General features: G+C 59.8%; 22 protein-coding genes. 9 read left to right on the forward strand and 13 right to left on the reverse strand.

Features of this window, described 5'->3' with window-relative positions:
* Window positions 1–33 precede the first annotated feature (33 nt).
* Window positions 34–336, forward strand: coding sequence for a hypothetical protein (locus ACQY8Q_RS06080; protein WP_428425737.1), 303 nt, complete (start codon window positions 34–36; stop codon window positions 334–336).
* 48 nt (window positions 337–384) lie between these two features.
* Here the strand turns inward: ACQY8Q_RS06080 and ACQY8Q_RS06085 are convergent, their stop codons facing one another.
* A complete protein-coding gene (locus tag ACQY8Q_RS06085) occupies window positions 385–831 on the reverse strand; it encodes a host attachment protein (protein ID WP_428425739.1) in 447 nt (148 codons plus the stop codon).
* Window positions 832–1077: 246 nt separating this feature from the next.
* On the opposite strand from ACQY8Q_RS06085, the gene ACQY8Q_RS06090 reads away from it, so the two are divergent.
* The gene (locus tag ACQY8Q_RS06090) at window positions 1078–2178 is read left to right on the forward strand and encodes a DNA alkylation repair protein (protein ID WP_428425741.1); all 1101 of its coding nucleotides are present in this window, start codon (window positions 1078–1080) and stop codon (window positions 2176–2178) included.
* A 304-nt stretch (window positions 2179–2482) separates the two neighbouring features.
* Window positions 2483–4033 (forward strand): DEAD/DEAH box helicase, encoded by a 1551-nt coding sequence (locus tag ACQY8Q_RS06095; RefSeq protein WP_428425743.1) that lies wholly within the window; start codon window positions 2483–2485, stop codon window positions 4031–4033.
* A 50-nt stretch (window positions 4034–4083) separates the two neighbouring features.
* On the opposite strand, the gene ACQY8Q_RS06100 is transcribed toward ACQY8Q_RS06095, so the two are convergent.
* A complete protein-coding gene (locus ACQY8Q_RS06100; RefSeq protein WP_428425745.1) occupies window positions 4084–4974 on the reverse strand; it encodes a DMT family transporter in 891 nt (296 codons plus the stop codon).
* A 359-nt stretch (window positions 4975–5333) separates the two neighbouring features.
* Here ACQY8Q_RS06100 and ACQY8Q_RS06105 point away from each other — a divergent pair, with 359 nt between their 5' ends.
* From ACQY8Q_RS06105 to ACQY8Q_RS06115, 3 genes are read left to right on the forward strand one after another with little or no spacing between them, the layout of a single operon-like run.
* Window positions 5334–6728 carry a circularly permuted type 2 ATP-grasp protein gene (locus ACQY8Q_RS06105; RefSeq protein WP_426123002.1) on the forward strand — a complete coding sequence of 465 codons (1395 nt, stop codon included), beginning with the start codon at window positions 5334–5336 and terminating at the stop codon, window positions 6726–6728.
* 5 nt (window positions 6729–6733) lie between these two features.
* Window positions 6734–7672 (forward strand): alpha-E domain-containing protein, encoded by a 939-nt coding sequence (locus ACQY8Q_RS06110; protein WP_428425747.1) that lies wholly within the window; start codon window positions 6734–6736, stop codon window positions 7670–7672.
* A 21-nt stretch (window positions 7673–7693) separates the two neighbouring features.
* The gene (locus ACQY8Q_RS06115; RefSeq protein WP_113244907.1) at window positions 7694–8515 is read left to right on the forward strand and encodes a transglutaminase-like domain-containing protein; all 822 of its coding nucleotides are present in this window, start codon (window positions 7694–7696) and stop codon (window positions 8513–8515) included.
* 12 nt (window positions 8516–8527) lie between these two features.
* On the opposite strand, the gene ACQY8Q_RS06120 is transcribed toward ACQY8Q_RS06115, so the two are convergent.
* The 8 genes from ACQY8Q_RS06120 to chvE all read right to left on the reverse strand — a co-directional run bounded on the left by ACQY8Q_RS06120 (window position 8528) and on the right by chvE (window position 17765).
* Complete coding sequence (locus ACQY8Q_RS06120) at window positions 8528–8941, reverse strand: type II toxin-antitoxin system VapC family toxin (RefSeq protein WP_428425749.1); 414 nt, start codon at window positions 8939–8941, stop codon at window positions 8528–8530.
* Window positions 8938–9183, reverse strand: coding sequence for a type II toxin-antitoxin system Phd/YefM family antitoxin (locus ACQY8Q_RS06125; protein ID WP_428425751.1), 246 nt, complete (start codon window positions 9181–9183; stop codon window positions 8938–8940). The genes ACQY8Q_RS06120 and ACQY8Q_RS06125 overlap by 4 nt, the downstream gene beginning before the upstream one ends.
* Before the next feature lie 124 nt (window positions 9184–9307).
* Complete coding sequence (araD, locus tag ACQY8Q_RS06130; protein WP_428425753.1) at window positions 9308–11047, reverse strand: L-arabinonate dehydratase; 1740 nt, start codon at window positions 11045–11047, stop codon at window positions 9308–9310.
* Window positions 11048–11102: 55 nt separating this feature from the next.
* Window positions 11103–12536: an aldehyde dehydrogenase family protein gene (locus ACQY8Q_RS06135; RefSeq protein ID WP_428423525.1), complete on the reverse strand. Its 1434-nt coding sequence runs from the start codon at window positions 12534–12536 to the stop codon at window positions 11103–11105.
* 69 nt (window positions 12537–12605) lie between these two features.
* Window positions 12606–13598 (reverse strand): AraD1 family protein, encoded by a 993-nt coding sequence (gene araD1, locus ACQY8Q_RS06140; protein WP_428425755.1) that lies wholly within the window; start codon window positions 13596–13598, stop codon window positions 12606–12608.
* Window positions 13599–13834: 236 nt separating this feature from the next.
* Window positions 13835–15043, reverse strand: a complete 1209-nt coding sequence (gene mmsB, locus ACQY8Q_RS06145; protein ID WP_428425757.1) for a multiple monosaccharide ABC transporter permease — start codon at window positions 15041–15043, stop codon at window positions 13835–13837.
* On the reverse strand, window positions 15043–16578 hold the full coding sequence (mmsA, locus tag ACQY8Q_RS06150) for a multiple monosaccharide ABC transporter ATP-binding protein (RefSeq protein WP_113247927.1): 1536 nt from the start codon (window positions 16576–16578) through the stop codon (window positions 15043–15045). Before mmsA ends, mmsB begins: the two co-directional genes overlap by 1 nt.
* Before the next feature lie 119 nt (window positions 16579–16697).
* Window positions 16698–17765 (reverse strand): multiple monosaccharide ABC transporter substrate-binding protein, encoded by a 1068-nt coding sequence (chvE, locus tag ACQY8Q_RS06155; RefSeq protein WP_113530382.1) that lies wholly within the window; start codon window positions 17763–17765, stop codon window positions 16698–16700.
* Window positions 17766–18061: 296 nt separating this feature from the next.
* Between chvE and ACQY8Q_RS06160 the strand changes: the two genes are divergently transcribed.
* Window positions 18062–19039 (forward strand): LysR family transcriptional regulator, encoded by a 978-nt coding sequence (locus tag ACQY8Q_RS06160; protein WP_428425760.1) that lies wholly within the window; start codon window positions 18062–18064, stop codon window positions 19037–19039.
* A gap of 54 nt (window positions 19040–19093) precedes the next feature.
* The gene (locus tag ACQY8Q_RS06165) at window positions 19094–19561 is read left to right on the forward strand and encodes a hypothetical protein (RefSeq protein WP_428425762.1); all 468 of its coding nucleotides are present in this window, start codon (window positions 19094–19096) and stop codon (window positions 19559–19561) included.
* A gap of 21 nt (window positions 19562–19582) precedes the next feature.
* Here the strand turns inward: ACQY8Q_RS06165 and ACQY8Q_RS06170 are convergent, their stop codons facing one another.
* Window positions 19583–19810 (reverse strand): hypothetical protein, encoded by a 228-nt coding sequence (locus tag ACQY8Q_RS06170; protein ID WP_428425764.1) that lies wholly within the window; start codon window positions 19808–19810, stop codon window positions 19583–19585.
* Window positions 19811–20198: 388 nt separating this feature from the next.
* Between ACQY8Q_RS06170 and iolG the strand changes: the two genes are divergently transcribed.
* Window positions 20199–21188, forward strand: coding sequence for an inositol 2-dehydrogenase (gene iolG / locus ACQY8Q_RS06175; protein ID WP_428425766.1), 990 nt, complete (start codon window positions 20199–20201; stop codon window positions 21186–21188).
* 111 nt (window positions 21189–21299) lie between these two features.
* Here iolG and ACQY8Q_RS06180 read toward each other — a convergent pair whose 3' ends face one another.
* Window positions 21300–21683, reverse strand: a complete 384-nt coding sequence (locus ACQY8Q_RS06180) for a nuclear transport factor 2 family protein (protein WP_428425768.1) — start codon at window positions 21681–21683, stop codon at window positions 21300–21302.
* Window positions 21684–21849: 166 nt separating this feature from the next.
* A complete protein-coding gene (locus ACQY8Q_RS06185; RefSeq protein WP_428425770.1) occupies window positions 21850–23085 on the reverse strand; it encodes an ROK family protein in 1236 nt (411 codons plus the stop codon).
* Window positions 23086–23202 lie beyond the last annotated feature (117 nt).

Here is a 23202-nt window from a genome sequence, read left to right on the forward strand (position 1 = left end):
GGCGGCCATCGCCCGGACATAGGGAACAAGACCATGTTTTCGTTGAGAACAGCAATTTCCACCGGTCTGATTGCCTTGACAATTGCGGGTACCACAATTGCCACCGCCTCTGAGGCCAACGCCCATGACCGCTTCTGGCCCGGCCTGGCCACAGGCCTTGTCGGCGGAGCCATCGTCGGCGGCGCATTAAGCCAACCCCGCTACTACGCCCCTCCATCTTACTATGCCCCCGCCTATCGTCCATATTATGTGGGCGGCGGCTATTATCCCCGTTGCCACATTGTCTGGCGCCAGGATCGTTGGGGCGATCAGTACAGAACCCGTGTGTGCAACTGACGTCGTCCAACGGAAGGGGCAGGCACAGACCTGCCCCTCTGCTCCAGATTAGTTCGACATCGCAGCCCGAACCGATGAAATCAACTTGTCGGTCGGAAGGTTGCTGTAGTCCTTGCTGATCTCGGCAGTGGTCTTGGCCCGCGTTGCCGTTGAAAGCATCGAGCGAAGATCACCCAGCGTCTGAGGTGCGGCGCACACGACCAGACGGTCGAATGCCCCCTCCTGCTCATAGCTATCGATCGTTCTGGCAACATCGGCGGTAAACTTCTGTTGTTCCTCGCGTACCGGGTCGCTGGAATATTCCATCGCAGATCGGCCGTGTCCGACGGAGGAATGGCTGCGACCGGGCTTGTCGGCCATAATGTCCTGGACACGCTTGGTATCCAGCTGAAAAATCTCCTGCTCGGGGCTCTGGGGTCCATCTTTGAGGAAATTCACGCCCTTCAAAAGGCGGGCCTGGTTTCCGTCAGCGGCAAGAATCCATGTCGTGGTCATACTTCACTCCTCGAGCAATGTTCATCTCGACGGCCATATGTCACCACACCGGCGGCAGGATGACTGGGCGTCAAAACACGCCGTGTTCAACCAAGGCGCGTCGAAGATTCAACGCGGCGGCAAAAAAGAAGGTTCCGAAATAAACATGGGAAAATCCGTCGGATGACGCCGACGGCGGAAACCTGATCTATAGGCCCCGCAGAACTGCAGCTATGGTCCACGGGAATCAAACGCTGGATGGATGCCATGGCCGAACCGCTAAAAAACCTTTTGCATCCGGCACTCGTCAAGACAATGGCAGATCATATTGCCGCCCATTCTGCAGGGTTCGACACGGCACGGTTCGTCGATGTCGCCACCCACGACATGCCGCGGCTGGAACTGATGCAGCGCGCCATCCAGATTCGTGACGCGCTTGTCGAGACCTTACCGGGCGATTTCGAACACGCAGCAACCGTTCTCGCGGCAAGCCTACCGCAATCCGGCCGCCCCGGCCTTACCGGCTGGACACTCTTACCCGTCAGCCAGTTCGTGGCGCAGAAGGGCCTTGGCCATTTCGATCTGTCCTTGGCATTATTGAAACAACTGACTCCGCATTTCACTGCCGAGTTCGGCATCCGGCCGTTCATTCTCGCCGAACAGGACCGTGCGCTGGCAACGATCGGCACATGGACCACCGACGGCAACCACCATGTCCGCCGGCTGGCAAGCGAAGGCACCCGCCCGCGCCTGCCCTGGGCCATCCGACTGCCAGCGCTGATGCGCGATCCGCAACCGATTCTGCCGATCCTCACCGCACTTTTGGATGACCCTGAAGATTACGTCCGCCGCTCCGTCGCCAACAGCCTGAACGATATCGCCAAGGATCACCCGGATCTGGTCGCAGCCTTCGTCGGCGAACATATTGCAGCGGCCTCCCCCGAGCGGCGGCAGCTTTTGCGGCATGCCTCACGCACGCTGTTAAAGAAGGGACACACGGCCGCGCTGTCGAATTTCGGCTTCGCCGCGCTTTCCGGTATCCGAGCGACTGTGAAGATACAGACCCCGCAGGTGGATTTCGGTAATGCCCTCGCCTTCACCCTTGCCATCGTCAACGAAGGTTCCGCCCCGCAGCAGGTGATGATCGACTATGCGGTCCATCATCGCAAAGCCAATGGCAGCCTTGCCGCAAAAGTCTTCAAATGGAAAAGCCTCGTGCTTGCTCCCGGCGAAACCGTCACGATGGCCCGCCAGCATGCGATGCGCGCGATCACCACGAGGCAATACTATCCGGGCGGCCACCGGCTGGAAATTGTCGTCAACGGGACCGTTCTGGCAGATGGAGATTTCCAGCTCGTGATGGCGTAATCCACCGGTCTCTTCGCACCTGCAAAAAACTATCCCTTGACTTTTGACCGCAAAACAACGACATGAGGCCCAGCGTCACCTTCCGGCCGCCGCGTGAGCGAGCCCTGCGGGATCCAACCGATCCGTAACGAAGGATAAGCGCAACACAGAATGTTTTGCCAAACGTGGCAAAATGCATGCGCTAGACGAGATTAATCAACCCACAAGTTCCCAAATCACGCGGGGTTCTTGACGCGAAGCGAAACCGGAACCGCATGGTGCAGTTCCGGCGTTGTTCGTTTTGCGCCCCCGAAAAGGTACTACATTGATCACTTTCAAAGACCTTGGTCTCTCCGAGCACGTGCTTTCGACCCTCACAGCCCTTGGGTTCGATACGCCGACGCCGATCCAGGCCGAAGCCATCCCGCTCGTGATGGAAGGCCATGACCTCATCGGTCTCGCCCAGACCGGCACCGGCAAGACCGCCGCTTTCGGCCTGCCGATGATCGAAAAGATGCTGAAGGACGACAAGCGTCCCGATCCACGCAACATCCGTGCGCTCGTTTTGGCGCCGACCCGCGAACTGGTGAACCAGATCGCTGCCAACCTGAAGGACTTCGTCAAGAAGACCCCACTTAAGATCGGCCTCGTCGTCGGCGGCGCATCGATCAACAAGCAGTCTGAACAGCTGGCTCGCGGCGTCGATATCCTCGTCGCCACCCCGGGCCGTCTTCTCGATCTCGTCGCACGCCGTGCAGTCACCCTGACGCAGGCCCGTTATCTTGTGCTTGACGAAGCCGACCAGATGCTCGACCTCGGCTTCATCCACGACCTGCGCAAGATCTCCAAGCTGGTTCCGAAGAACCGCCAGACGCTGCTGTTTTCGGCCACCATGCCGAAGGCGATTGCCGATCTTTCCAGCGAATACTTGAGCAACCCCAAGCGCGTCGAAGTTACGCCTCCGGGCAAGGCTGCCGACAAGGTCGAGCAGTATGTGCACTTCGTGCAGGGTGCCAGCCAGAAGACCGAGCTGCTGAAGAAGTCGCTGACCGAGAACCCGCAGGGCCTGGCGCTCGTCTTCTCGCGCACCAAGCATGGCGCCGAAAAGCTGATGAAGCATCTCGAACACACCGGCTTCTCCGTCGCCTCGATCCACGGCAACAAGAGCCAGGGCCAGCGCGAGCGTGCCTTGAAGAACTTCCGTGACGGCCAGACCCGCGTTCTCGTCGCTACCGACGTTGCCGCTCGCGGCATCGACGTTCCCGGCGTTACACATGTCTACAACTACGATCTGCCGGAAGTGGCGGATGCCTACGTTCACCGCATCGGCCGTACGGCCCGCGCCGGCCGCGACGGTATCGCCATCGCTTTCTGCGCACCGGACGAAATCCGCCTGCTGCGTGACATAGAGCGTCTGATGAACATCGATATCGCTGTTGCCAGCGGCGAAGTTCCAGCCGACCGTGCCCGCCCGAAGGGTGGCCGTGGCGGCAATGGTGCCCGTAACGCCGGACGCCCGGCCGGTAACGGCCATGCCGAGCGCCGTCCGCGTCCGCAGGGTGGCAGCGACAACGTCCACCGTGCTGAACGGTCGGCTCCGAGCCCGTTTGCCGGTGACGATCTCTTGGCAACCGGCGAACCGAAGAAGCAGCACCGCAAGGGTCAGGGCCCGGCCGCACAGGCAGCCCACGAAACCGCAATTGCCAAGCGCCCCGGCGGCAACCGCAACGGACGCCCCGGCCAGAAGCAGGGCGAATGGCGCAACCGCAACCACGGCGGCGGCAATGCCGCTGGTGGCCAGAGCCGCGAAGGCGGCGCCGGTGCCCAGGGCCAGCGCAAGCGCGCCACCACGGCACCCCGCCGCGACGAGGCATAAGCCTTTCGCGATAGTGAATTGAAGAACGGCGGGCTGGACCCGCCGTTTTTTTATGCCGGAACGGCGGCAGGTTTGCGATTGGTGAGATAGACCCCGGCCACCGCAATAACCGTGCCGACAATCATCGGCAGCGTCAGAGGTTCATCGAACAGCAGCCATGCTTGGAAAGCCGCGAGCGGCGGCACCAGATAGATCAGCGACGCGGCCTTCGAGACCTGCCCGCGCCGGATGAGATAGAGCAGCAGGGCAATCGCGCCCATCGACAGGCCGAGCACGGCCCAGGCCAGGGCCGCAAACAGCTGCACGCTCCAGATCACCCGCATGTCCTCCAGCAGAAACGCCGCAGGGATGGTGACGATCAGGGCACCGACATATTGCAGGGTCGCGGTCGAGCGGATGTCGCCATCCTGCAGGTGCCGCTTCTGGTAGATGGTGCCGTAGGTCACGGCCGCCATTCCCAGAACGTTGATGACCACGGGAAACAGATGGATCGGCGTCATGCCGGTATCGATCGCCAGAACCTTTGGGATGACGGCCAGCGCGATGCCGAGAAAGCCCAGCGTCAGCCCGATCTTCTGTTGGCCTGAGAGGTTTTCACCGATCAGGGCCGGGGCGGCAACTGCCGTCATCAGCGGCTGCAGGCCGGCGATAATGCCGGAGATTGCCGCCGGCACCCCCTGCCCGATCGCCCACCAGACGGCACCGAGATACAGTCCGTGCAGGAAGATACCTGAGATCACCGCATGGCCGGCGCCAGTCCATGTCTTTGGCCAGGCAGCACCCGTCGCCAGACAGAAGCCGACGAACAGCAGCGTGGCGAGAAGATAGCGCATCACCAGGAATGTCAGCGGATCGGCATAAATATCGGCATATTTCGCCATCACCCAACCCGTCGACCAGAGCATAACGAAAATGGCCGGGGCCAGGCGGTCGAGGGTCATGGATGTGTCCTAGTGCAATATAAGCGTCACCGCATGCGATAGGGCCGCATCGAATGATGGTCAAAGCAAAATTCCTGATGTTTATCGTCAATCGCGGCGACAACCGTCAGCGATGGCTGCATAAATTTTGGGCGTTATCGGCTTTCTAAGACCGGCGACTTGCCCCAACAGTCGGGCCAACTCTGCAAGCGGCACGATTCCATGATGAAAACAGCGCCATGATCCGGCGAAAAGCCCGGTGAAAGGCCCAAAAAAGCGGCGAAATTTCTTTTGTCTTCGATTGAGCATGCTTCTTGCATTGCTCTTGCTGTTGGTCTCAAATGACAAAAAAGGGGATCACACCGTTGGCATTTGACGAAATGATGAATGCGGACAACAGCCCGCGCCAGCCTTACTCGACTTACAATGATTGGTACGCAGCCCAGGACAAGGCCCGCCTGATCGCCAAATCGCGGGAGGCGGAAAACATCTTCCGCAAGACCGGCATCACCTTCGCGGTCTATGGACACGCAGACAGCTCCGAAAAGCTCATCCCCTTCGACCTGATACCGCGCATCATTTCCGGCCGTGAATGGCGCAAGCTCGCCCAAGGCATCGAACAACGGGTCATCGCACTCAATGCCTTTCTTGATGACATCTACCACAAGCAGGAAATCATCAAGGCAGGCCGCGTTCCGCGCGAGTTGATCGAGCGCAACGTAGCCTTCCTGCCGCAAATGATCGGCTTTCGCCCGCCAGGCGGCGTCTATACCCATATCGTCGGCACCGACATCGTGCGCACCGGCGAAGACCAGTTCTACGTTTTGGAAGACAATGCCCGCACGCCGTCCGGTGTCAGCTACATGCTGGAAAACCGCGAGACGATGATGCAGATGTTCCCGGAACTCTTTCATCAGAACCGCGTCCGCCCGGTCGAGAACTATCCCTATCTGCTGCGCCACTCGCTCGCATCGCTTGCCCCTCCCGGCTGCGAGGGCAAGCCGCGCGTTGCGGTCCTCACCCCCGGCATCTACAACTCGGCCTATTACGAACATGCCTTCCTCGCCGACATGATGGGCGTCGAGCTTGTCGAAGGCTCGGACCTGCGCGTCATCGACGGCAAGGTGAAGATGCGCACCACGCGCGGCTATGAGGCGATCGACGTGCTCTACCGCCGCGTCGATGACGATTATCTTGATCCGCTGACCTTCAAGCCCGAATCGGCACTCGGCGTTCCCGGCATCATGGATGTCTACCGCGCCGGCAATATCACCATCGCCAACGCACCCGGCACCGGCATCTGCGACGACAAGGCGATCTATTCCTACATGCCGGAGATCGTCGAATTCTACACCGGCCGCAAGGCGCTGCTCGAAAACGTGCCGACCTGGCGCTGTTCGGAGGCCGATAGCCTGAAATACGTGCTGGAAAATCTCGCCGATCTGGTCGTCAAGGAAGTGCATGGCTCCGGCGGCTACGGCATGCTGGTCGGCCCGACCGCGTCCAAGAAGGAACGTTCGCTGTTTGCCGAAAAGCTGAAAGCGCGCCCTTCCAACTATATCGCCCAACCGACACTTTCGCTGTCGACAGTGCCGATCCTCGTCAACAAGGGCATCGCGCCACGCCATGTGGACCTTCGCCCTTATGTCCTCGTTTCCGACAAGGTGCAGATCATTCCGGGCGGGTTGACCCGCGTGGCGTTGAAGGCCGGCTCGCTGGTGGTGAATTCCAGCCAGGGCGGCGGTACCAAGGATACTTGGGTTCTGGAGGACTGATGCACATGCTTGGAAGAACTGCAAACGGCCTCTACTGGATGTTCCGCTATATCGAGCGGGCCGAAAACAGCGCCCGGTTGATCGACGCTGGCCTGCGCATGTCGCTGACCCGCTCGGAGGCGACTGAAGACGATTGGGACGGCGTGCTGCAAAGCTCAGGTGTCCGCGACATCTACGACGACCTCTATCCGGCACTCACCAGCGCAGACGCCATCGATTTCCTGCTGCGCGACAAGTCCAATCCGTCCAGCGTGATGTCCTGTATCGATTCGGGCCGCAACAACGCCCGCATGGTGCGCACTGCCCTGACCCGCGAAACCTGGGAAGCCACCAACGAATGCTGGCTCGACCTGAAGACGATGCTGGCCCGGCGCGTCAAGCCGGCGGACCTGCCGGAAGCGATCGACGCGATCAAGCGGAAGACCGCGCTGATCCGCGGTGCCTTCCACGGAACGATGCTGCGCAACGAGATTTTCAACTTCTCGCGCATCGGCACCTTCATCGAGCGGGCCGACAACACGGCGCGCATTCTCGACGTGAAATATTACGTGCTGCTGCCGGCGGTGTCGCAGGTCGGCTCCTCGATCGACAATGTGCAATGGGAATCGATCCTGCGCTCGGTGTCGGCGCATCGGTCCTACGGCTGGGTCTACGAGGCGGAATACAAGCCGTCGAACATCGCCGACTTCCTGATCCTCAATGGCCGCATGCCCCGCTCGCTTGCCTATTGCTACGACAAGATCGTCAGCAATCTCGGCTATCTCGCCCGGGAATATGGCGAAGGCCACGCGGCGCATTCCACGGCGGAAGGGACCCTGTCTTCCTTGCGCAATCATTCGATCAAGGATGTCATGGACCAGGGCCTGCACGAGTACATCGAGAATTTCATCAACCACAACAACCGTCTGGGGCAGGAAATCTCCGACGGTTACCGGTTCAACTGAGATTCGGATGGGGAGAGAGCAATGCGTCTGAAGATCAGCCACACCACCGAATATACCTATGCCGAACCGGTGCAATATTCGCTGCAACGCCTGCGCCTGACACCGCTGACGCAGACCGGCCAGACCGTTATCAGCTGGGAAACCTCGGTCGAGGGCGCCAAGATGGAGGTCGGCTATGACGATCATTTCGGCAACCGCGTCAATCTTGTCAGCGTCAACGGCGACCAGACCTTCATCCGCATTGTCGCATCAGGCGAAGTGGAAACCGAGGACAAAGCCGGCGTTTATGGCGCGCATCAGGCTTATGCGCCGCTCTGGCTCTATCTGCGCGAAACGCCTCTGACCAAGATGGCCAAGCCGATCCGCAACCTCGCCAAGGCGATGGCTGGCGATACGGACTTGGCGAAGATGCATGCCTTGATGGGCGAGATCGCCGAAACCGTCGAATACCGGCAGGGCGAGACCGGAACGGAGACAACGGCGGAACAGGCCCTCCTTCAAAAGAGCGGCGTCTGCCAGGACCACGCCCATATCATGATCGCCGCCGCGCGCACGCTCGGCCTGCCGGCCCGCTATGTGTCGGGATACTTGATGATGGAAGATCATCCGGAACAGACGGCCAGCCACGCCTGGGCCGAGGTGCACCTTACCGGCCTCGGCTGGGTTGGCTTCGACGCCGCCAACAAGATGTGCCCTGACGACCGCTATGTCCGCATTGCCTGCGGGCTGGACTATCGCGACGCAGCGCCGATTTCCGGCCTGATCCACGGATCGTCGAGCGAGGCACTGAAGGTTTCGGTGACGGTCGAGCAGCAGGGTCAGAGCCAGACGCAGAGTCAGTGAGCTAACGTGCGGTCACGACGAGGCGGCAAGAGTGCCGACATGGCCCTTTGTCCCATAGCCGAGGATCGCCTGGTCTGCCGTCATCAATGGCACCTGATGAAACCGGGCTGTGGCAACGATCATCCTGTCGGCAGGATCGGCGTGAAAATCTCCCGGAAGCCGAACGCTGCCAACAGCGATGGCAGCATCCAAAGGGGCAAGTTGCACGCCGGGCAACGCCAGAGCCCGGTCAATCCAACGGCCGACATCATCGCCAAGCGCAATGCGCCCCTTTTCCGCCAGCATCGCAATTTCCCAAGGTGTGATCGCGGAAACCAGAATGCGGCTATGCGCAGTCGTGTGATCAATGACCTGCCGTGCCTTGGTGCCAAGTCGCGGATCGTCCTGCACGGCCCAGATCAGCACATGCGTATCAATGACGATCACCGGTATGCATCCCATTCCACCGCCTCAATCGCCGGTGAAAACGGATCATTATAGCTTAAAACGCTGCCCTTCATCGCGCCGATGATGCTGGTATTAGCCACAGCTTCTGGAACCGGCGAGAGCACCGCGACGGGTTTACCGCGCTTGGTAATGGTGATGGGTTCACCATCGTCGCTCATCTGATCAATAAGATTGAGGCACTTTGCCTTGAATTCGGCTGCACCGACTGCCTTACCAGACATGACCACTTCTCCTGTACATGTGTACAGCAATATAGTCCATACTGGCCACTCCCGCAATGGCGGCCTGATTCAGAAAAGGCGGAGCAAATGCCCCGCCTTTTCTCGATTTCAAATGCTGTGCAGATCAGTGGCTGTCCTTGCCAACCGCGCTTCCACGACACCCTTTGAGAAAGTCGAGGTCGGCGCCGGTATCGGCCCCTTCGACATGCTGCTGATGCAGGAAGGCATAGCCCGATGTCGGCAGGTTGTGGTTCGGCTGCCATTCGGCAAGCCGCAGCGCCAGTTCCGCGTCGGAAATATCGAGATGCAGACGGCGGTTCGGCACGTCGAGCTCGATAAAGTCGCCGTTCTTGACGACGGCGAGCGGGCCACCGACGGCGGCTTCGGGCGACGTGTGCAGCACGACAGTACCATAGGCTGTCCCGGACATGCGGGCATCGGAGATGCGTACCATGTCGGTGATACCCTTCTTCAGCACCTTTGGTGGAAGGCCCATGTTGCCGACCTCGGCCATGCCCGGATAGCCCTTCGGCCCACAGTTCTTCATGACCATGATGCAGGTCTCGTCAATGTCGAGATTGTCATCGTTGATCTTCGCCTTGTAGTCGTCGATGTCCTCGAACACGACAGCCCGGCCCCGATGCGTCAACAGATGCGGCGATGCGGCAGACGGCTTCAGCACCGCCCCCTTCGGCGCCAGATTGCCGCGCACCACGACGATGCCGCCCGATTGCGTCAGCGCCTTGTCGGTGGGCAGGATGACATCTTCGTTCCAGTTGACGACGTCCTTGACCTCGTCCCACATGGTTTCGCCGGACACCGTCAGCGCATCCTTGTGCAGCAAGCCTGCCTCGCCAAGGCGCTTGATGACCACCGGCAGGCCGCCGGCATAGAAGAACTCTTCCATCAGATATTTGCCCGACGGCATCAGGTTGACGATGGTCGGCACGTCGCGGCCACAGCGGTCCCAGTCGTCCAGCGTCAGATCGATGCCGACGCGGCCAGCCATTGCGAGCAGGTGAATGACGGCGTTGGTCGATCCGCCGATGGCAGCGTTGGTGCGGATGGCGTTCTCGAAAGCTTGTTTCGTCATGATGTCGGACGGCTTCAGGTCATCCTTGACCATCTGCACGATCCGGCGGCCGGTCAGTTGCGCCATCACCTTGCGGCGGCTATCGACGCCCGGGATCGCGGCATTGCCCGACAGCGCCATGCCGAGCGCTTCGGCCATGGAGGCCATGGTGGAGGCGGTGCCCATGGTGTTGCAGGTGCCCGATGAACGGCTCATCGAGGCTTCCGCCTCCAGGAACTCGTCCTGCGTCATCTCGCCCGCCTTGACCATCTCGGAAAACTTCCACAGATGCGTGCCGGAGCCGACGCGTTCGCCGCGGAAATAGCCGTTCAGCATCGGCCCGCCGGTAACGACGATCGACGGCAGATCGACGGACGCAGCAGCCATGATCAGCGACGGCGTGGTCTTGTCGCAACCGACCAGAAGCACGCAGCCGTCCATCGGCTGGCCGCGGATCGTCTCTTCGATCGCGAGAGCCGCGAGGTTGCGGTACATCATCGCCGTCGGACGGAAAGTATTTTCAGAAGCCGAGAATACCGGCACTTCCATCGGGAAGCCGCCGGCCTCCCAGACGCCGGCTTTCACCTTTTCGGCAAGCTCGCGCAGATGGCCGTTGCACGGCGTCATATCCGACCAAGTGTTGAGGATGCCGATCACCGGGCGCCCGTCGAACAGGTCGTGCGGATATCCCTGGTTCTTCATCCAGCCGCGATGGTAGATCACGTCGCGGCTCGTGCCGCCGTACCATTCCTGGGACCGCAGCTTGCGCGGCCATTCCGCTTTCTTCGTCATAGTCCTTGTCCTTTAAGAGGGACCGGACCGAGCCATGCCCAGTCCGGAAACTTCGTTACGCCAGCGTGTAAGCGGTCTTCACCACAGTGAAGAACTCGGCCGCATACTTGCCCTGTTCGCGCGAACCGAAGGACGAAGCCTTGCGGCCACCGAACGGTACGTGGAAATCGACACCGGCGGTCGGCAGGTTGACCATCACCATGCCGGCTTCCGAATTGCGCTTGAAATGCGTCGCGTGCTTGAGGCTGGTCGTGGCGATACCGGCCGACAGGCCGAACGGCGTGTCGTTGGCAACGCTGAGTGCTTCCTCGTAATCCTTGACCCGGATAACCGAGGCGACGGGGCCAAAGATTTCTTCGCGGCTGATGCGCATCTGGTTGGTGGCTTCGGTAAACAGCGTCGGCTGCAGGTAGAAGCCGGGATTGTCGCGGGTGATGGTCTCGCCGCCGAAAGCGAGCTTGGCGCCTTCCTGCTTGCCGATGGCGATGTAATCGGTATCGGTAGCAAGCTGGCGCTCGTCGACAACCGGCCCAATGTGCGTACCAGCCTTCAGCGCATCATCGACCACCAGCGTCTTCAGCTTTTCGGTCAGTGCCGCGACGAACTTGTCGTGGATGCCTTCAGTGACGATCAGGCGTGACGATGCCGTGCAGCGCTGGCCGGTCGAGAAGAAGCCGGAGTTTGCAGCCGCTTCGACGGCGACGGTCAGGTCGGCGTCATCGAGCACGACCATCGGGTTCTTGCCGCCCATTTCCAGCTGGAACTTGCGGTTATGCTCGATCGAGGCCGCAGCGACGCGCTTGCCTGTGCCGGTCGAGCCGGTAAACGTGATACCTGCAATATCCGGGCTGTCGAGCATGGCCTGGCCGACGACCGAGCCCTTGCCCATGACGAGGTTCAAGACGCCCTTCGGCAGGCCGGCGCGGTGCAGGATATCGGCGATCGCCCACGAGCAGCCTGGCACCAGTTCGGCCGGCTTGAAGACGATGGTATTGCCGTAGCAGAGTGCCGGCGCAATCTTCCAGGCCGGGATAGCGATCGGGAAATTCCACGGCGTGATGATGCCGATGACGCCGATCGGCTCTCGGGTGATCTCGACGCCGATGTTCGGGCGAACGGACGGCAGCACTTCGCCAGCTAGACGCAGGGCTTCACCAGCGAAGAAATCAAAGATCTGGGCGGCACGGATGGTTTCGCCGATGGCTTCCGGCAGGGTCTTGCCTTCTTCGCGGGCAAGCAGGTTGCCGAGTTCATCCTTGCGGGCGAGAATTTCGTCGGCGGTCTTCTTCAGGATCGCGTGACGCTCGAGAATGCCGGAGCGCGACCAGGCCGGAAACGCGGCCTTTGCAGCAGCGATCGCAGTCTTGGCATCGTCAGCGCTGGCGCTGGCATAAAGGCCGACGATTTCCTTGGTGTTCGACGGATTGATGTTTTCAACGCCGTTGCTGCCGACCCATTCGCCGGCGATCAGGTTGTGATGGAGTGTCATGGGCTTAAAGCCTCCTTGGTTTCAGCGAGCGCCCTGAGAGCGGCACCCGCAGTCAAATATGTGAGCAGATCAGAGCTGGCCGATCGTGATCTCGTCTTCGCCGACGATAGCCAGCGTGTTGCGCAGCGGCAGACCGAATTCGGACGCCTCGATTTCGAAGATGTCACCCGCTTCGGTCTTGATGCCGTCACCGAAGGACAGCGTCGCTGTCCCGAACATATGGACATGCACGTCGCCTGGCGCACGGAAAATTCCATATTTGAAGTGGTGATATTCCAGATTGGCAAAAGTATGGGACATGTTGGCTTCGCCCGACAGGAATGGCTTTTCCCAGAAGACGGCGCCGTTGCGGATGATGCGCGACGTACCGCGGATGTCGCTGGGGGCTTCGCCGACCCGGATTTCCGGACCGAAGCTTGCCGGCCGCAGCTTGGAATGGGCGAGGTAGAGATAGTTGACACGCTCGGTCACATGATCGGAAAACTCGTTGGCGACCGCAAAGCCGACGCGGAACGGCGTACCCGTGTCGGAGATCACGTAGATCCCGGCCATTTCCGGCTCTTCGCCACCATCCTGCGCAAACGACGGCGAGACCAGGTCGCCGCCGGGGGCGACCGTCTGGCTGCCGTTGCCCTTGTAGAACCATTCCGGCTGCACGCCCTTTTCGCCCGGCTTCGGCTTGCCGCCTTCAAGACCCATCTTGAACATCTTCATCGTGTCGGTGGCGCCCTCTTCCACCTTGGAAACGGCCGCGTGCATCGCGTCGCGCGTCGATGCCGAGCCCAGATGCGTCAGGCCCGTGCCGGTCAGATGCAGATGGGCGTTGTCCGGATGGGTGATCGGCGGCAGAAAGTTGCCCCTAGCGTGAACGTCCTGAAGATCGACTTCTTCGCCCAGCCCATGTGTCTCGACGATAGCCTTCAGGCTTTTTCCCGAATTGGCCGCCTCCATTGCCAATGCGTAGACGCTTGGCGCGTTCTTCACCGCCCGTGCGGCTTGCCCCGTTTCGCGGACGGCGACCGTGATCGAGCCGTCATTGTTCTTCACCTGGGAAATCAGCACAGCACTATCCTTTTCTCAATCCGGGCTGTTTTCGGCGTCAAGCGGCGGGCTTTCGGCAACAACACCCCGTTGGGAGACATGGGCACATGCTCCCGTTGGTGGCGGCAAGGCCGCCGTTCTCGTTATGATGCGTGGGCCGGAGCATCGCGCCAAATGACAGCGCCAGACACGCTCCGGCACCCGTTTACACAGCCGGACCCGGACATCGCCCGGCGCGGAGGGCAGACCGGAACCGGTCAGCCCTTGTTCTTGTTGTAGACGTCGAAGAACACGGCAGCGAGAAGCACGAGGCCCTTAACCAGCTGCTGGTAATCGATGCCCAGGCCCATGATCGACATGCCGTTGTTCATGACGCCCATGATCAGAGCCCCGATGACAGCGCCGGTGATCTTGCCAACGCCGCCGGATGCCGAAGCACCGCCAATGAAGCAGGCCGCGATGACGTCGAGTTCGAAGCCGACGCCGGCCTTCGGGGTTGCCGAGTTCAGGCGGGCCGCGATGATCATGCCGGCGAGAGCCGCAAGTACACCCATGTTGACGAAGGTGTAGAAGGTCAGCCGCTCGGTGTTGATACCGGAGAGCTTTGCCGCCTTCTCGTTGCCGCCCATCGCATAAATGCGGCGGCCGATCGTCGAGCGCGTGGTGACGAAGGTGTAGAGCGCAATCAGCAGCCCCATCACGATCAGGACGTTGGGAAAGCCCTTGTAGGTCGAAAGCTGGAAGCCGAGGAAAATTGCCACGCCGGCAATGATCGCCATCTGACCGGCAAAGAAGGCAAAGGGTTCGTTTTCCGTGCCGTGTTTCTCGTTGTTCCGGCGATCGCGCACACCGTAATAGATGGCGAGCGCAACCAGAGCCACGATGACAACCAGCGAGAAGAAGTTGGTGATCGTGCCTGGCAGCGGATTGAGGAAATACAGGAAGTCAGGGACGAAACCGGTCGACAGCGACTGGAAATCCTTCGGGAATGGGCCGATCGGCCGGTTCTGCAGGATGAGGTAGGTCAGGCCGCGGAAGACCAGCATGCCAGCCAGCGTCACGATGAAGGCCGGGATCTTCTGGTAAGCGACCCAATACCCTTGCGCCGCGCCGACGAGACCGCCGAGGATGAGGCAAACCGGGACCACGATGGAGTAATGAATACCCCACTTGACCAGCATGATCGCTGACAGGCCGCCGGTGAAGGCAACGATCGATCCAACCGACAGATCGATATGACCAGCGACGATGATCAGAAGCATACCCAGCGCCATGATGACGATGAAAGAGTTCTGCAGGATCAGGTTGGTGATGTTGACGGGACGGAACAGAACGCCGCCGGTCATGAACTGGAAGAACAGCATGATGACAACGAGGGCGATGAGCAGGCCGTATTCGCGGATATTGCTTTTGAAGTAATCGCCAAGGGATGGTGTGGTTTTCTGAGCGCTTTTGTCGGCGGCCATTAGTGTTTCTCCCCGGAGCGCATGATGGCGCGCATGATGGATTCTTGACTTGCTTCCGCTTTCGAAAGCTCGGCGACGATGCGTCCCTCGTTCATGACGTAGACGCGGTCGCAGGTTCCGAGCAGTTCGGGCATTTCCGACGAGATCATCAGAATGCCTTTCCCTTCGGCCGCAAGCTGGTTGATGATGGAGTAGATTTCATATTTCGCACCGACATCGATACCGCGAGTCGGTTCGTCGAGGATCAGAACCTCGGGATTGGTGAACAGCCATTTCGACAGCACGACCTTCTGCTGGTTGCCGCCGGAAAGATTGACGGCCTCCTGATAGATCGAATGGGAACGGATGCGCAGCTTGGTGCGGTAATCGGTGGCGACCTTGGCTTCCCGGTGCCCATCGATGACACCCCCACTGGCCACGGCATTGAGGTTGGCCAGCGTCGTGTTGTGCATGATGTTGTTGTTGAGCACCAGGCCAAGATGCTTGCGGTCCTCGGTCACATAGGCAAGACCGGCATCGATGGCGCGCGGAATGGTGCTGACATCGACCGGCTTGCCGTGCATTAGGACGTCGCCGGTGATCTTGTGGCCCCAGGACCTGCCAAAAATGCTCATCGCCGTTTCGGTACGGCCTGCACCCATCAAGCCGGCAATACCGACGACTTCACCGGCACGAACGGTGAAATTGATATCGTGCAGGAACTGGCGGTCACGATGGTGCTGGTGAAAGACGTTCCAGTTTTTCACTTCCAGCAGCGTCTCGCCGATCTTGGGCTCGCGCGCCGGGTAGCGGTCTTCCATATCGCGGCCGACCATGCCCTTGATGATCCGGTCTTCGCTGATATCTTCGTTATGACAGTCGAGCGTTTCGACTGTTCCGCCGTCGCGGATGATGGTGATCTTGTCGGCGACCTTCTTGATCTCGTTCAGCTTGTGCGAAATGATGATCGAGGTCATGCCCTGCTTGCGGAACTCCATCAGGAGCTTCAACAGCGCGTCGGAATCGGTTTCGTTGAGCGATGCGGTCGGCTCGTCGAGGATCAGCAACCGGACCTTCTTCGACAGCGCCTTGGCAATTTCCACCAGTTGCTGCTTGCCGATGCCGATATCGGTGATGCGCGCCGTCGGCGGTTCCCGCAGGCCAACCTTGTCGAGCAGTTCCTGGGTGCGCGAAAACGTCTGCTTCCAGTCGATGACGCCGTTGGTGGCGAGCTCGTTACCAAGAAAGATGTTTTCGGCAATCGACAGCAGCGGGACAAGCGCCAGCTCCTGGTGAATGATGATGATGCCGAGATGTTCGCTGTCGGAAATCGTCGAAAAATTGCGAACTTCATTGTCGTAGTGAATCTCGCCGTCATAGGTTCCGGCGGGATAAACACCGCTCAAAACCTTCATCAGGGTTGATTTTCCGGCGCCGTTTTCGCCGACCAGTGCGTGAATTTCACCTTCGCGGACCTTGAGGTTGACATTGTCCAGGGCCTTTACGCCCGGAAACGTCTTGGTAATGCCCCGCATTTCGAGAATGATGTTGTCCATGTTCAGGTATTCCTGCGGCAGTCCGTGGATGATGAGGCCAGACACAGCGACAATACAAGTCTCTCATCAAGATAAAAGGGCCCGCAAGTGATCGCGGGCCCCGGATGGAAAAGACGGGATCAGTTGTTGATCTGGTCTTCCGTGTAGTAACCGGCGCCGACCAGCACTTCCTTGACGTTCGACTTATCAACAGCGACCGGCTTCAGGAGGTAGGACGGGATAACCTTGACGCCGTTGTCGTAGGTCTTGGTGTCGTTGATTTCCGGCTCCTTGCCGCCAATGATGGCGTCCGTCATCGAGACGGCAACCTTGGCAAGCTCGCGGGTATCCTTGAAGATCGAGGAATACTGTTCGCCAGCGAGGATCGACTTGACCGACGGCAGCTCGGCATCCTGGCCGGTAACGATCGGCATCGGCATGTCGCCGGAACCGTAGCCAACACCCTTCAGAGCCGAGATGATGCCGATGGAGAGACCATCGTAAGGCGACAGAACGCCGTCAACCTTGGCATCGGTGTAGGTCGAGGAAAGCAGGTTTTCCATGCGGGCCTGTGCAACAGCACCGTCCCAACGCAGCGTGCCGACCTTTTCCATGCCTGTCTGGCCGGATTTGACGACGATCTTCTTGGCGTCGATCAGCGGCTGCAGAACCGACATTGCGCCATCGTAGAAGAAGAAGGCGTTGTTATCGTCCGGCGAACCGCCGAACAGTTCAACATTCTTCGGCTCGGTCGCGCCGTCGAGCTTGAGGCCCTGTACGAGCGTCGTTGCCTGCAGAACGCCGACCTGGAAGTTGTCGAACGTTGCGTAGTAGTCGACATTGCCGGAATCGCGGATCAGACGGTCGTAAGCGATGACCTTGACGCCAGCCTCGTGAGCCTTTGCCAGGATGTCGGAGAGCGTCGTGCCGTCGATGGCGCCGATGATCAGAACCTTGGCACCCTTGGTGACCATGTTCTCGATCTGGGCAAGCTGGTTCGGAATGTCGTCGTCAGCAAACTGCAGGTCCGCCGTGTAGCCGGCTTCCTTAAACAGCTTTTCCATGGTCTCGCCGTCGGAAATCCAGCGGGTCGAGGTCTTGGTCGGCATCGAGATACCGACAGTGCCCTTGTCCTGGGCAATAGCCGGAACGACGAACGACGCCACGCTGAGCGCTGCGGCGGCGAGAAGCGAAGTAACTAATCTCATGTATCTCTCCCTGAGTGTTGATCCAAGCGGCGATCAGCCGGCCTCGATATGTGCAGCGCGTCGCGTAGCCAAGAGATCAGAAAATCTCTTGGCGGAGGTTTAAGGGGTGAAAGAAAGCCCTCCCAGGCCTTACACGCTCCCGAGCACGTTGGCGCACATGGTTGCAAACTGGAATCAAACATCATAACTGTCAAATACAATATAGGTGTATAATTATAACAATATCGGTATAGTAAGCCGTAACAGTGTGATTTTTCGCAGATGCGAAGGTATTTTTCTCGGAAGGTGGGTTAAATATGGACGATTCTTTGCCGGTCCCATCCACAGCTGTGGATTATTCGGAGCGCGGAATTTTTCGCTTAGGCTTAAAAATGAGTCATCTTCAGCTGATTTTGGCCATCGAAGAGCATGGTCAGATCAGTGCGGCAGCCGATTCTCTGAGTATTTCACAGCCAGCCGCGTCACGTATGCTGGGTGAGATCGAGACCATTCTAAAGGCCCCACTCTGCGCCCGCGTCGCCCGTGGCGTCGAGTTGACGCAATATGGCCGGGCACTGGCACGGCGCGCCCGCACCATTTTCCTGGAACTGCGGGAGACGACGCGCGAGATCAACGAACTGAAGACAGGAAGCGGCGGCTCGGTTTCACTCGGTTCCGTCACAGGCCCGGCTCTCAATCTTGCCGTTCCCGCTATAAGGCAGGTTTCGACCGCCTATCCCGGCATCGAAATCAACATCCAGATCGAAAACAGCAACGTGCTGGTGCGCGAACTGCTGGCAGCGCGTCACGACTTCGTCATCGGCCGGATACCCGACGACATGGATCCGCGGCAGTTCAATCTGATCGAGCTTGGAGAGGAAGATGTCTGCCTGATCGTCCGGGCAGGCCATCCGCTGCTCGACAAGGACATCGTCAGCTCAGCCGACCTGCCCGGCTATGACTGGGTCTTCCAGCCATCCGGAACGCTGCTGCGGCGCGCGGTCGAGGACAGCTTCCTGTCGGCCGGTACGCCCCTGCCCGCTACCATCATCAACACCTCGTCGACGATCCTCACGGTTTCCATCGTCCGCCACACCAACGCCGTCGCGCCCGTTGCCCGCGACGTGGCCACATTAATTGCCGGAAGCGGCAGCCAGGCGGGCGAAATCCGCGTTCTTCCAACCGACTTCGACATCAAGATCCGGCCTTACAGCCTGATCACCGCACGCGGCCGAGCCCTGCCGCCGAGCGCCAAGCTGCTCTACGATCTGATCCTGAAGCAGAGCACCGCCTGATCAGGCCCGCAAAACCTTGCCATGCTCTAAAGCCCGCGAAACGGGGCGAAACACATGTTCGGAATGTCGGTGTTCCAGTCGGTTCTGGAGCGGCTGAAGGCGGAAGAAGACGAGGAAGGCGCTGCTGAGGACGAGCAGTCGGCCCATGCAAATATCCGTGGCCTCAACGGCGGCTTCGTCGGCAATCTTGCGGCATCCGGTATTGCTGACAGCGGCGCGGTTCAGCGCGCCTATTTCGACACGGCCAGCGACGAGATGCTGGCGCCCGCCAAACCTATACCCAAACCTGTCATGCCGGAGCACCTCGCCCGCATCCGCCCCGAGCAGATCGCCGCCGACCTCGGGTTGACGGACACCGAGACGTCACAGGGGCTGGCTGACAAGCGCAGGCGCTTTGCGGCCGATAACCATCCGGACCTGCATCACCCGGAATTTCGCACCAACGCCACCACCCGGATGAAGATCGCCAACATGCTGATCGACGAAGCACAACGGCGGGTGCGCCTGTTGCAGCGGCGGTGACAATCATATCTTTCCGGCAGATTAAGCCGGGTCGTCGGTCTTTGCCTCCTCGGCTACCTCGGCCTTCGGCTTGAAGAAGATGATCAAGACGCAGGCCGTATAGGCGGACACAGCAAGGAAGATCATCCCCCAGGTCTCTGCGCCATTCCAGAATTCAACGGCAGTCCACGCAGAACACAGCGCCACGATCAGAAGCCGAACCCAAAGCGGCCTGTAGAACGGATGATCCGGATCGATGAGCTTTATCATGCAAACTGTCCTTGGGGATTTGCCCGGCCATAGAGGGCCTCGCATCAAAGGCCACAGCTTTATGTCCAAAAGGACATTTGCCGCAAGGGGCCGCAGCCTTTAACAGCTTGACGGCACCGCCTCAAATGGAATAAATATTCTGAAAATTAAAGTTGTTACGTTTTTATTCCGATTTTCGAATGTGCCGGAGGAGATAGACGGCACGCTGATCGGCATAAGGCAGAAACAGGGAGAGAGATTGCGCCTGCCCGCAACGCGCGACCGGCAGACGCCTGAAACCAATCTTGAGTGCATCTGCGCGGACCTGTCTTCCGCAACGCCTGTCCGGAGTGAGCGTCATCACCCCGTCCCTTCGCGGCGCTTTGCCGCTCGTCAAAAAGAGATGAACATGACCGTCAGATTTGGTCTTCTTGGTGCCGGCCGTATCGGCAAGGTCCACGCAAAAGCAGTCAGCGCCAACCCCGATGCCATCCTCGTGGCCGTTGCCGATGCCTTCCCCGAGGCAGCCAACACGATCGCCAAGCAGTATGGCTGCGCGGTCCGCACGATCGAAGAGATCGAGAAGGCAGCGGATATCGATGCCGTTGTCATCTGCACACCGACGGACACCCATGCCGACCTGATCGAGCGTTTCGCCCGCGCCGGCAAGGCTATCTTCTGCGAAAAGCCGATCGATCTCGACGTCGGCCGCGTACGCGAATGCATGAAGGTCGTCGAAGAAACCAAGGGCAAGCTGATGGTCGGCTTCAACCGCCGCTTCGATCCGCATTTCATGGCGGTCCGCAAGGCGATCGACGACGGCAAGATCGGCGATGTCGAAATGGTCACGATCATTTCGCGCGATCCGGGCGCGCCACCAGTCGACTACATCAAGCGTTCCGGCGGCATCTTCCGCGACATGACCATCCATGATTTCGACATGGCCCGCTTCCTGCTCGGCGAAGAGCCGGTCGCCGTCACGGCTCATGCGGCTGTTCTCGTCGATCCGGAAATCGGCAAGGCTGGCGACTATGACAGCGTCTCGGTCATTCTGGAAACCGCATCCGGCAAGCAGGCGATCATCTCCAACTCCCGCCGCGCCACCTATGGCTACGACCAGCGCATCGAAGTGCACGGCTCGAAGGGCGTCGTCTCCGCCGAGAATCAGCGCGCCGTCTCAATCGAGATCGCCAATGGCGACGGCTATACCCGCCCGCCGCTGCATGATTTCTTCATGACCCGCTACACCGAAGCCTATGCCAACGAAATCGCCGGCTTCATTTCCGCGATCGAAAAGGGCACGACGATCACCCCTTCAGGCGCCGATGGCCTTGCAGCACTGGCCCTGGCCGATGCCGCCGTGAAGTCGGTCACTGAAAAGCGTCAGATCCGCGTCTGACGCTTAACCGCTCAAGGAGCGATATTGAGGGCGCTCGCGGTAGACTATCGCGGGCGCCTTTATTTGTGCAGGTTACTTTGCCAACGCACGGCTCTCGCCCAACGGACCGCTTTACGAGGCCGCATTGTGCAGCCGCCGCTCGCCGAGCTTGAACCACGCCTTGGCAATCTTACCACCTTCAACTTCATAGATGCAGATCACGTCGACTTCGCCCGGTCCGTCCGGAAAATTGCGCTGAACCGTCTCGCTATCAACGACGACGTTGCCGACGGCGATCCGTGTCAGCAGGGTTCCGTGAAGGGCCGGTTCCTTGAAGCGCTCGATGTGCCGCTCGCGAATTTCCGCAGCACCATTCGCCAAGAGCGTGGAGGGGAAAGCATAATATTGGCAATCATCCGCCCACCACGTCATGAAGCCGTCAATATCGCGCGCATTGTAGGCTTCGAGCTGCCTCTGGACCGGCAGTACAGTTTCGGCATTTTCAACACTCTGCATGGGGCACCTTGCAACAAAGATTACGATGACGGATAGCCGGTTCGGTTGAGCACGATATCGCAAAACCTGGCAGCGAAAGCCAGACTCAGTGCCCGGCATTGTCTCAGTCGATGCCGGATTTTACATTCGAATCGAAGATGGGCGACCTTAGAGATTACGCACCTTTTCAGCCGTCGCTTCCACCGGATGGAAGTGGCCTAAAGGCGGCGATGTCATGGTCCATGTCGGTCAAGGCGCGATCTAGGTGACCGTCAAACACTAGACGCTGCTCATCGAAGATCACCGAAATCTCCGGCTTACCCTGCAGACGCACCTCATGTGATTGCTCCAACCCCTCATCGATGCCACGCTGCAAAAGATCGAAGTAACGCGTTCCGGGTCCGGTGATAAAGATCGGCATTCGATCGTAAAGACTGAGTAGCCGGGACAGGCCATTTCCGAGCGCAATACCGGCTTGCCTGAAGGCATAACCCGCCATGCGGTTTCCCTGGCGTGCACTTGCGGCGATCTTGTCCATTTCGGCCAGCGGCACGAACTTGGCGGGGATCGTATCGGGCGGCACTTCAAACGCCGTGCGCAAAATTCCATAGAACCCCGCCGAAGCCTCGATGCAGCCGAAGGAGCCGCAACGGCAGAGGCAACCATTGGCCGCATGCAGCATGTGGCCGAAATTGGGAGCCGTCACCTCCAACTCGCCGAACCGGTCCTTGCGGGCAACACCAAGCCCGATGCTGTGGCCAAGCGACAAGGCGGCAAGTCCGCGGAAAGAACCGGCCTCGCTTGCATCCGCCTTCATCCCCAGGGCCTGCGCCACCAGCAGCGTCTCGTTATTCAGCGTGACCTTGGCACGCCATTCCGGCTGCAGCAGCGATACGAAGTCGATCTGTTCTCCACCAAACACCGGCGACCACAACAGCCGCTTGCCATCGGCATCGACGGTGCCCTTGCTGGAGATGGAGATAGCCAAGATCTGCGCCTTGTCGAGCTGCGAGCGGTGAATGAGGCGGGAAAGCGCATCGAGGAAGCCTTCGGCAAACAGCTGCGTGCCCACAACCTTGTGATTGCGCGGCTCCTCGAAACGGTCGATCAGCCGGCCGGAATAATCGACCAGCGAATATTGCACCACATCCGAGGAAATCCGCACGGCGATCAGAAAGCCGCTGTCGCGGCGCTGCGCAAACAGCACGCGCGGCCGTCCGCGTCCTGAAGGCGCCTGCTGTTCCGCCTTCTCGATCACCCCTGCCCGTTCCAGTTCGGCGGTAATCGCCGAAACCGTCGCAGACGCCAACCCGGTATGTTCGGATATGTCGGTATGAGAGAGCGGCCCAAGGCGCCGCAAGGTCGCAAGCACGAGTGCGCTGTTTTGCTGACGCACCAGTTCGGTGCTCGATTTGCTCAGCATTGCGCATCCCTGTGATTCACGAATTCCACAAACACATGCTCCTCCCAAAGCATCTGCCCGATGTCAAACGACCTTGCCCAAAGCATTGTTGACAGCCCCGAAAAACTCTGACATCTA

The organism is Pararhizobium sp., from assembly GCF_965279435.1.
GTDB lineage: Bacteria > Pseudomonadota > Alphaproteobacteria > Rhizobiales > Rhizobiaceae > Pararhizobium.

Excerpts from the sequence above, each read along its gene's own strand:
- ACQY8Q_RS06165 (WP_428425762.1), top strand. The coding sequence starts at position 19,094 with ATGTTCGGAATGTCGGTGTTCCAGTCGGTTCTGGAGCGGCTGAAGGCG.
- ACQY8Q_RS06080 (WP_428425737.1), top strand. The coding sequence starts at position 34 with ATGTTTTCGTTGAGAACAGCAATTTCCACCGGTCTGATTGCCTTGACA.
- ACQY8Q_RS06170 (WP_428425764.1), bottom strand. The coding sequence starts at position 19,810 with ATGATAAAGCTCATCGATCCGGATCATCCGTTCTACAGGCCGCTTTGG.
- ACQY8Q_RS06185 (WP_428425770.1), bottom strand. The coding sequence starts at position 23,085 with ATGCTGAGCAAATCGAGCACCGAACTGGTGCGTCAGCAAAACAGCGCA.
- ACQY8Q_RS06110 (WP_428425747.1), top strand. The coding sequence starts at position 6,734 with ATGCTTGGAAGAACTGCAAACGGCCTCTACTGGATGTTCCGCTATATC.
- araD (WP_428425753.1), bottom strand. The coding sequence starts at position 11,047 with ATGACGAAGAAAGCGGAATGGCCGCGCAAGCTGCGGTCCCAGGAATGG.
- ACQY8Q_RS06125 (WP_428425751.1), bottom strand. The coding sequence starts at position 9,183 with ATGTCTGGTAAGGCAGTCGGTGCAGCCGAATTCAAGGCAAAGTGCCTC.
- ACQY8Q_RS06160 (WP_428425760.1), top strand. The coding sequence starts at position 18,062 with ATGGACGATTCTTTGCCGGTCCCATCCACAGCTGTGGATTATTCGGAG.
- iolG (WP_428425766.1), top strand. The coding sequence starts at position 20,199 with ATGACCGTCAGATTTGGTCTTCTTGGTGCCGGCCGTATCGGCAAGGTC.
- ACQY8Q_RS06135 (WP_428423525.1), bottom strand. The coding sequence starts at position 12,536 with ATGACACTCCATCACAACCTGATCGCCGGCGAATGGGTCGGCAGCAAC.
- ACQY8Q_RS06085 (WP_428425739.1), bottom strand. The coding sequence starts at position 831 with ATGACCACGACATGGATTCTTGCCGCTGACGGAAACCAGGCCCGCCTT.
- chvE (WP_113530382.1), bottom strand. The coding sequence starts at position 17,765 with ATGAGATTAGTTACTTCGCTTCTCGCCGCCGCAGCGCTCAGCGTGGCG.
- ACQY8Q_RS06115 (WP_113244907.1), top strand. The coding sequence starts at position 7,694 with ATGCGTCTGAAGATCAGCCACACCACCGAATATACCTATGCCGAACCG.
- ACQY8Q_RS06090 (WP_428425741.1), top strand. The coding sequence starts at position 1,078 with ATGGCCGAACCGCTAAAAAACCTTTTGCATCCGGCACTCGTCAAGACA.
- ACQY8Q_RS06180 (WP_428425768.1), bottom strand. The coding sequence starts at position 21,683 with ATGCAGAGTGTTGAAAATGCCGAAACTGTACTGCCGGTCCAGAGGCAG.
- mmsA (WP_113247927.1), bottom strand. The coding sequence starts at position 16,578 with ATGGACAACATCATTCTCGAAATGCGGGGCATTACCAAGACGTTTCCG.
- ACQY8Q_RS06105 (WP_426123002.1), top strand. The coding sequence starts at position 5,334 with ATGATGAATGCGGACAACAGCCCGCGCCAGCCTTACTCGACTTACAAT.
- ACQY8Q_RS06100 (WP_428425745.1), bottom strand. The coding sequence starts at position 4,974 with ATGACCCTCGACCGCCTGGCCCCGGCCATTTTCGTTATGCTCTGGTCG.
- mmsB (WP_428425757.1), bottom strand. The coding sequence starts at position 15,043 with ATGGCCGCCGACAAAAGCGCTCAGAAAACCACACCATCCCTTGGCGAT.